8 protein-coding genes and 2 tRNA genes are annotated in these 8356 nt (G+C 38.0%); 4 read left to right on the forward strand and 6 right to left on the reverse strand.

Features of this window, described 5'->3' with window-relative positions; all coding sequences use genetic code 11:
- Positions 1 to 429 carry a VOC family protein gene (locus A9479_RS06785; RefSeq protein WP_231893549.1) on the forward strand — a complete coding sequence of 143 codons (429 nt, stop codon included), beginning with the start codon at positions 1 to 3 and terminating at the stop codon, positions 427 to 429.
- 47 nt (positions 430 to 476) lie between these two features.
- Here A9479_RS06785 and A9479_RS06790 read toward each other — a convergent pair whose 3' ends face one another.
- Both A9479_RS06790 and A9479_RS06795 read right to left on the reverse strand, forming a co-directional pair.
- Positions 477 to 1472: a two-component system response regulator gene (locus A9479_RS06790; RefSeq protein WP_064663000.1), complete on the reverse strand. Its 996-nt coding sequence runs from the start codon at positions 1470 to 1472 to the stop codon at positions 477 to 479.
- A 17-nt stretch (positions 1473 to 1489) separates the two neighbouring features.
- On the reverse strand, positions 1490 to 4801 hold the full coding sequence (locus tag A9479_RS06795; protein ID WP_064663001.1) for a PAS domain S-box protein: 3312 nt from the start codon (positions 4799 to 4801) through the stop codon (positions 1490 to 1492).
- Positions 4802 to 5046: 245 nt separating this feature from the next.
- Between A9479_RS06795 and A9479_RS06800 the strand changes: the two genes are divergently transcribed.
- Positions 5047 to 5739: a M48 family metallopeptidase gene (locus A9479_RS06800; protein ID WP_033104395.1), complete on the forward strand. Its 693-nt coding sequence runs from the start codon at positions 5047 to 5049 to the stop codon at positions 5737 to 5739.
- Positions 5740 to 5764: 25 nt separating this feature from the next.
- Here A9479_RS06800 and A9479_RS06805 read toward each other — a convergent pair.
- A tRNA-Tyr gene (locus A9479_RS06805) sits at positions 5765 to 5849 on the reverse strand.
- A gap of 49 nt (positions 5850 to 5898) precedes the next feature.
- Positions 5899 to 5983 (reverse strand) — tRNA-Tyr (locus A9479_RS06810).
- Positions 5984 to 6095: 112 nt separating this feature from the next.
- Between A9479_RS06810 and A9479_RS06815 the strand changes: the two genes are divergently transcribed.
- Together A9479_RS06815 and A9479_RS06820 are read left to right on the forward strand one after the other, a co-directional pair.
- Complete coding sequence (locus A9479_RS06815; RefSeq protein WP_028835041.1) at positions 6096 to 6623, forward strand: VC2046/SO_2500 family protein; 528 nt, start codon at positions 6096 to 6098, stop codon at positions 6621 to 6623.
- Positions 6624 to 6835: 212 nt separating this feature from the next.
- Entirely contained in the window at positions 6836 to 7138 is a 303-nt protein-coding gene (locus A9479_RS06820) for a DUF6172 family protein (protein ID WP_008113037.1), read from the forward strand.
- A 67-nt stretch (positions 7139 to 7205) separates the two neighbouring features.
- Here the strand turns inward: A9479_RS06820 and A9479_RS06825 are convergent, their stop codons facing one another.
- Together A9479_RS06825 and A9479_RS06830 are read right to left on the reverse strand one after the other, a co-directional pair.
- A complete protein-coding gene (locus A9479_RS06825) occupies positions 7206 to 7682 on the reverse strand; it encodes a YchJ family protein (RefSeq protein WP_058154862.1) in 477 nt (158 codons plus the stop codon).
- Positions 7683 to 7721: 39 nt separating this feature from the next.
- On the reverse strand, positions 7722 to 8156 hold the full coding sequence (locus A9479_RS06830; RefSeq protein WP_028835043.1) for a SulA-like leucine-rich domain-containing protein: 435 nt from the start codon (positions 8154 to 8156) through the stop codon (positions 7722 to 7724).
- Positions 8157 to 8356 lie beyond the last annotated feature (200 nt).

Below are 8356 nucleotides of genomic sequence, written 5' to 3' on the forward strand. Positions count from 1 at the left end.
GTGAGGCCAAAATTGAGCGGTATTGATCATTGTCATTTAAATGTTCAAAGCCTCACCCAAGCCGTTGATTGGTATGAAAAGGTGCTTGGTTTTACTGTAGTAGAGGAATTAGCATTTTGGAATGAAGAAGGCAAAGGCCCTTTAACGCTTGAAGATGAAAACGGATCGACACGTTTAGCTTTATTTGAGGCGCCAGGGCGAAGTAAAGGAATCGCTTTTGCTGCAACCGGTGAGCAATTTATAGCGTGGTTAGCACATTTTGAGCAGCTTGAAATTAAAACGATACTGGCTGATCATGGCGTGACTTTTTCTATGTATTTTAAAGATAACAGTGGCAATAGCCATGAGATCACTTCCCATCACTACCGCATTATAAAACAGCATTTTCCAGCTGTAGCGTTAGGCTCTCACAATGCCAAAAGGGGCTAGGTCCTGTTGAACTTTGTGCAGTAATATTTGTTCAAAAAAGAGACGATTTAATCGCGTTCTTGATGAGCCTTTTTTATCGCTAAAATAGCGTCTATTTTGCTAATAAAAAGATCAACCAGCTGAGGGTCAAAGTGTTTTCCTGCTTGTTGTTGCATATGCTCTAGTGTTTGCTCTATGCTCCAAGGCTCTTTATAAGGACGTTTTGATGTAAGTGCATCAAATACATCAGCAATCGCTACAATCCGCCCCTCAATAGAGATTTCCTCGCCTTTCAATCCATTAGGATAACCTGTGCCATCCCATTTTTCATGATGTTCGATAGCCAATACATGGGCAAGTTGCAGTAAGGGGGAAGGTGAGTTGGCCAATATTTTAGCCCCTATAGCGGCATGCTCTTTCATGTGTGCAAATTCGTCGGGGGTTAATTTGCCAGGTTTTAACAGTATCGAATCAGGAATACCTATTTTTCCGACATCGTGCATTGGCGCAGCTTGGCGTAATAATTCTGCGTGTTGTTCGTTCATTCCCAACGCTAAAGCAAGTACTTTGCTGTATTGGCTCATTCGTGCAATATGCTCACCCGTATCGGTATCTTTATACTCTGCCGCGCGACCCAATCGCTCAACTAAATCTACATGTGCTTGTTTTAGTTGCTCGGCTTGTACTAAAGAAAGATGAGTTTTTACCCTTGCCTTTACAATCGCAGGGCTAATAGGTTTGGTTATATAGTCAACCGCACCTAGCGAAAACCCTTCCGATTCATCTTGTTCTTGCGTGAGTGCGGTGACAAAAATGACCGGAATGTGTGCGGTTTTAGGATTAGCTTTTAAAATTTTGCACACTTCAAAGCCATTAATATCTGGCATCATTACATCAAGTAAAATGAGTTTTGGCGGAGCGTTTTCTATTAATTGCAGTGCCACAGCCCCCGATTTAGCAAACGATAAACGGTAGTTACTCGCTAAGACCTCGCGCATTACTTTTAAATTTGCAGGTTCATCATCGACGATTAATATTCGCGCCTGACTTATCGATTGATCCATCGGTATCCTCAGAAGAGCTAGTTATTGAGTGTTGTTAATAATGCGTTGAGCTGTGTTTGTGCATTATCAAATTCAAAGTCATTAAACTGCTCATAAATATTCAAAATAGCAGCTTTGTGTTGTTCGGGTGTTATTCTTTCAATATAACTTAATAACGTATCATCCAACTCTGCTCGTTTAGCTTGGCTGAGTAAAAGCGTTAATTGGTGAATAAATTCAGCATCTGACACGGTTTCTTTTTGTAATTCATTCTCTTTAAAAGCAATGTGTAAGTGTGATAATTCATCTGCTAGCTGCTGCCACTCTTGCTGACATTTTAATATGCACTGAGTATAACTTGTTATATCACGTTGTTTTTCAGCTTGCGCAATTAAGTAAGATAAATTATTGAGCGCTAAATTACCGGCAAGACCTTTTAAATTATGCAAAATATGAGCATAATGCTTATCGTTTAGCTTAGTGGTCGCCAAAGTTAGCATACTATTTTGATGCTGAGCTAAAAAGAGTACAACCTCTTTGAGATGTTTCTCTTTGCTGCCCCACATTTTTTCGCCTTTATTAAAATCTATACGAAGTTTTGAATCTATTGGATCGTTAGTTACTAACTGGCTGATAGTAAGCCCAAGCACCCGTGCTATTTCTTGGTTGAGTTGGTTTATGTCAACGGGTTTGGTTGTAAAACCATTCATACCCGCTTGTTTGGCTGTTAGTTTATCTTGCTGTAGCACACTGGCCGTTAAGGCAATTATTGGCGTGTGCTTTAGTTGTTTTTGCTGCTCTAAAGAGCGAATTGATGCTGTGGCACTGATCCCATCACATTTAGGCATATGAATATCCATTAGGATAATATCAAAGCGATGCTGATTAAACATGTCAATGGCCTCAAAACCATTATTTGCTTTACTTACCTGATGGCCTGCTTGGGAAAGCATAATAGTGAGTAGTTCGATATTTTGTTCAATATCATCCACCACTAAGATTTTTAATGGGGGTAAGTTAAATGCGTTTTTACTAATGGCTTGCACTTGACTTTTTTCGCCTGGCTCAAGCCCAACAGTAAAGGAAAAACAGCTACCTTGACCAAGGGTACTTTGTGCATATATTTTGCCGCCCATTAATTCAACCAGCTGCTTACTAATTGTTGTGCCAAGCCCTGTGCCACCAAATCGGCGTGTTGTGGTGCCATCTGCTTGCTCAAAGGGTTTAAAAATAGCCTCAAGGCGACCTTTTTCGATACCTATACCACTATCTTGTACTTCAAATAAAATGGGTTGATTGGGTTTATGAGTAACCGAAACAGTAACATGGCCTTGCTCAGTAAACTTTATCGCATTGCCGATTAAATTGGTTAGCACTTGGCGTAAACGCGTATCATCACCAAAATAAAATGGATTTACATTGTCAGCTATTTTTAAAATGAGCTGTAAGTCTTTGCGTTTTGCATCAAGCCAAAATGTCGACACAATATTATCGAGCAATTCTTGCAAGTTAAAATGTACTTTTTGAATTTCGAGTTTACCTTTCTCTAGCTTTGCTGAATCAAGGATATCGTTGAGTAAATGCAATAAAGAACGCGCAGCGTTATTAACGGTAATAATTTGTTTTTGTTGTTCTTTATTAAGCGGACTATTCATTAAAATATCACTAAAGCCAATAATTGCATTCATGGGGGTACGTATCTCATGGCTCATATTTGCCATAAAAGACTGTTTAGCTTGCGCGGCTGCTTCAGCCTCGTATTTAGCTTGCTTTAAGCTTTGCTCATATTCATGGCGCTTGGTTATATCAACTAAAACGCCATCAACCCAGCGTGTATCATCTTTAGAGTTAGTGATAATACTTGCTTGATCAAGTACCCAAATAATATTGCCGTTGCGATGGCGAATGCGATACTCAATTGAGTATTGACTGGTCGATGCAACTGCTTGATCAATCGCTAAAGAAATAGCCGCTTCATCTTCTTTAACAATAAGCTCGGCAAAGGTAATACGCTGCTCAGTAAATTCTTCAGCGCGATAACCCGTTAGTTCATAGACGCTAGGGCTGATAAACAACATACTCCAGTGTTCATCTAACAAGCAGCGAAATACCACACCGGGCATATTGTTCATTAAGGTACGGTATTGTCGCTCTTTTTCAATTAAGCTTTGTTGTAACGCTCTTTGCTCAGTTAAATCGGTAATAAAGCCTACAAACAATGTTTCAGTTTGTAATTGCTTTACTTCACCAATCCCTAAGCGAATTGGAAATTGATGACCATTTTTATGTTTTGCCCACACATCGCGATTAACACCAATAACACGTTTTACCTCATGGTTTGTTGTATTTTTTAAAAAAGCATCGTGTTGATTAGCAATATCATCAGCCATTAATATTTTTACATTCTGGCCAATGACCTCATTATCTTGCCAGCCAAAAATTGTTTCTGCGGCTTTATTAAAGCTCAAAATAGTGCCTTTAATATTTATAGTAACGATGCCGTCAATGGCAGTTGATAAAATAGCATCAAGGCGAGACTCTTCAGCTGATTTTTTCCCCAACAGCATTCTGTATCGGATCATGCCATTGATGATCACAACCACCGCTGTTAATAAAAGCGTGGCGAACGACACACTAATAGCAATAAAGGTTAGATGTGATTGGTTTGTTTGCTCGTTAATTATCGGGCTTGTTGCAATAAATCGCGTAGCAGCCATGCCCATATAATGCATACCAGCCACGGCAAGGCCAAGAATAAGGGCGCAAATAATACGATTATGCACAGGCGTTAATTTTTTAAAGTGTGCTGGTAAATGAAAACGTGCATAGAGACTTATAAAAGACAGCAGCACTGCAACAACAATTGAAGCGCCAAACCATATTGGATCATAACGAAGTAAAGGACTTAATTGCATCGCGGCCATACCGCTGTAATGCATGGTGCCAACACCCGCGCCAAATAAAAGAGAGCTTAGAATTAAATTGATAATACGAGGGTGAGAGCTATATGTTTTCAAACAAGAAAAAGCAATGGTACATGCCAGTAAAGCCGGTATAAACGATACAAAAGTTAGTGTGGGGTCGTATTCAATTGTAGTGCACAAAGAAAATGCGAGCATAGCAATAAAGTGCATGCTCCAGACCCCTCCGGCAAGGACTAAGGCTGCGGTTATATTGGCTAACTTTCGATAAGATTTAAAATGTGTATTATTTGCTAAATCGATAACGTGCAAAGAAAAATAAGCTGCAAAAATTGCGGTGAGTATAGATAGTGTCACTAAACTTGGGTCGTATACACCATTAATAATTAGGCTTGGATCTGGTTCGTTTATAAAAAAATTAGCTAACATCAATCATTCACATAATAACTCTTAAATTCAGTCTAATATAAAATACAATAATAATCACAAGGTATTGAGTTATAAATTACAAAAGTAACGTAAGTGTTTTAAGCTCTAAATCATACTATTTATTGAGTAGCACTAAATGCATTGTTATTAAAATGGCATTTAGTGGGGATTATTTATAGATTAGCCGTTATGGTACAAGGTAAAATAAAACCCAGTGGTTAATTATAAATAGGCAGCATTCATTGTTGGATTACACTTTAAAGCGTAGTAAGCGAAGAAAAACAGTGGCTATCAAAGTCGCACAACGTGAGCTTACGGTATATGCGCCCCATTTTGTAACGAAAACACAAATTAATGAATGGCTGTTAAGTAAACAGGACTGGATTGATGCTCAGTTACATAAGCAACAAATTCAAGCCGATACACGACAGTTTCCACTCAAAACCCAGAGTATTAAATTATTTAATGAAGCTGTTAATGTGCAATTTGATAACGCAGTACGCACTCAATGGCAGCAGCACAATGAAAGCCAAACGCTGTTACTGAGTATTTCTTCACGTGTAAAGCATCAAACGCAAATGTATCAAAGTTTGCTAGAGCAGTTTTTGCATGAGAAATTAGAAAGTTATATTGAAATGCGAGTTAACGATTATTGTCAGCTGATGGGTGAAAAGCTACCGAGTAATATTCGTATTCAATTGTATAAACGTCGCTGGGGTAGTTGTAATCGCAGGCGTGAACTAACCTTCAACTTACACTTGGCAAGTGCACCGACATGGGTCATTGACTACGTGATTGTTCATGAATTAGCACATTTAAAATATTTAAATCACAGTGCTCAATTTTGGCAACGTGTGGGATTATTTTATTCAGATTATAAACAAGCAAGTAACTGGTTAAACAATCATGGTATGAGTTTACAGTGGGTATTTGAATAAAAAGAAATAAGGTAGAGAAGAGAAGTGGTGGAGGGAGCTGGATTCGAACCAGCGAAGGCTGAGCCGTCAGATTTACAGTCTGATCCCTTTGGCCGCTCGGGAACCCCTCCACACTAATTGTTATTGCATTTGGCCCCACTTAACTTAGCCTAAGAAAAGTGGTGGAGGGAGCTGGATTCGAACCAGCGAAGGCTGAGCCGTCAGATTTACAGTCTGATCCCTTTGGCCGCTCGGGAACCCCTCCAATGCAACGCGGCAGATAATAGCAAACTTCTTATTTAAGTAAAGAAAAAAGCTAAAGAAAATTCAAATTTAGCCGATAAATACTTATTAATTAGTTAAATAGGCTAAAGTCTATGCAGATTGGTGATTTGTTAATCACGGAGAGCCAGTTAAAAACAAGGCTTAACGAAAGTGTGCACGAAAACCGCCGAGGCGAGTTTGCACTTTTATTAGCAATGCTCTCTCACGATGCACTCGATTTTAGTGAATTCCACCTACCCAAAAGTGACACTAAGCATTATCAAGCTAATGAAGATGCTCTGCGTAAACAATTTGGCGCAGGTCCAAAGCAGCCATTAGCGCCAGATACCTTTAATATGTTAATTGGTAAAAATAACACAGAGCTTTTAGCAAAAATGGGAAGCGCTGTAGGGATGAGTGATATAAAGTTAACTCAGTGCTTAAAGCCTGAGCCATTTAATATTCGTGATGATAAAAACCACATTCCTCTGACTGTCATTGATAACTGTGAATTAGCGGTACGTCGACGAATTCAAAATACCAACACCGAGTTATCAAACCCTCAAATGGATGCGGTGGCATTTTATGATGATTTACAAAATGAAGCTATCCACCAGCCATTACATTTGTTTAGTGCCTAATTATATGTGTTCAATTGCTGCTTTATACATGCCATTTGATTGTAATAAACTGTGTTTATAGTAGTAAGTAACTATTGGTTTTATAGGTGCTTTATTTTAATAACTGATTTAATATAAAAAAAGCATCCAAAATTTAAATGCAATTGCTATAATGGCGCAAATGGTATGACATTAAATGCCATTATCATTAAACCAAGGTAATTAGGAACGTAATGAAGAAAACATTCACGCTGAATCATGAGAAAATCAAATACCCTCGTATGGTTGATGCTGCAAAGCATGAAGTGAAAAAATATTTGAAAAGAGAACGTAATAAAACTTTACCTGTTGATGCCGACTACTGGGCATTTGATTGTAAGTTTGGTAACACGGCTGAAGAAGCCCAAGTGGTTCACGTTGCTGAAATTAACAATCACATCAGTGAAATTGAAAAGCAAGGTTTAACTTCTTTTTACTTAGAGATTTTAGCAAGACCTGCACAGCGTCAAGATTTCGATGAAGATGATGGCGAGTAAAACGCTAATTTGCGTTTAGTGTAGTTTTTGAAAATGGGCCTTGTGGCCCATTTTTTGTAGCTGAAGTTTATACACTATGACATTTTTTGTATTTTTTATTACTGCCACAAGGGCACGTATCATTACGTTTTACTTTAATATCGGCAACCGGTGTAATCTCACCATCAAGGTATCGCCATTGTCCATCTTCTTTAATAAACCTTGAATTTTCTGCCAACTCGCAATATAAATCTTGATAAAAGTAGTGAGCTTTAAATGTAACAAATCCTGTTTCATCATTATAACCAGAGTCTAATACGGTTAAGTTTATAAAACGGCAACTATTTGCAAAATCTTTAATTTCTGAAATTGAATTTTCAGCTTGTTTTTCTTTTGCATAACTTTCACGAACAAAAACCGCGTTTTTAACAGCATAAGCACTGTAGCGTGCACGCATAAGTTGCTCTGGTGTGTGTGGCTGTTTGGTTTTTAAATGAAAAGGCTCGCAGCAATCAGCATAAGGTTGCTGACTGCCACAAAAACATAATAGGGCGTTAGAAGTCATGATAAATGTACTGTGTATTAAAACGCTAGTTTATCAAGCTTATTGCGTAAGTGAAATCTCAGGGTGAGCGCTTTTTTTGCTAAAGCAATACAACTTAGTGCGCGTATGGCTCAAGTTTAATGATAACTGCGACAGTTGTTGGTTATTTATTATGTCAGTCCAGGTGATCACCGCGGCAAAATTTCCATTGTGAAGCGCAGAACTTAAAACATACTCTAAATTAACTAAATGCTTTTGACGAATAACCAGCAATTTACTGGTATCAATTGAGCATGAATCAAGTAGCGCTTTGCTCGGTACGTTATCTGGTGCTATTAACAGTGTCCATGCGTTTAGGCTGTTGTATTGGTGTAATACTTTTAATAACTCAAACGTTGCTGAAATTTCATCTTCAATTTGTACAACGTTAACACAATCTGATTGGTCATCTTGTTGATAGCTTTTAACTGTTCTTACGGTAATTGGCTGTAACATAATCTTCTCACTCACTGGGTTTTTATACAGTACATTCATACAGTAGTTTATACAGTTGTTTGGTGCAAGTGTTTTTTGCTATTTTTTTGTACAGTTATTCATCTTAAAACGCAACAGTTACTATAAATATATAAATAATCTATATATAGCAATGGTTTAATTTTTATTGAAAGTTAATGCCCACAGAATTAATTTTAAGG

This window comes from Pseudoalteromonas sp. MQS005 (assembly GCF_001661605.1).
GTDB lineage: Bacteria > Pseudomonadota > Gammaproteobacteria > Enterobacterales > Alteromonadaceae > Pseudoalteromonas > Pseudoalteromonas tetraodonis.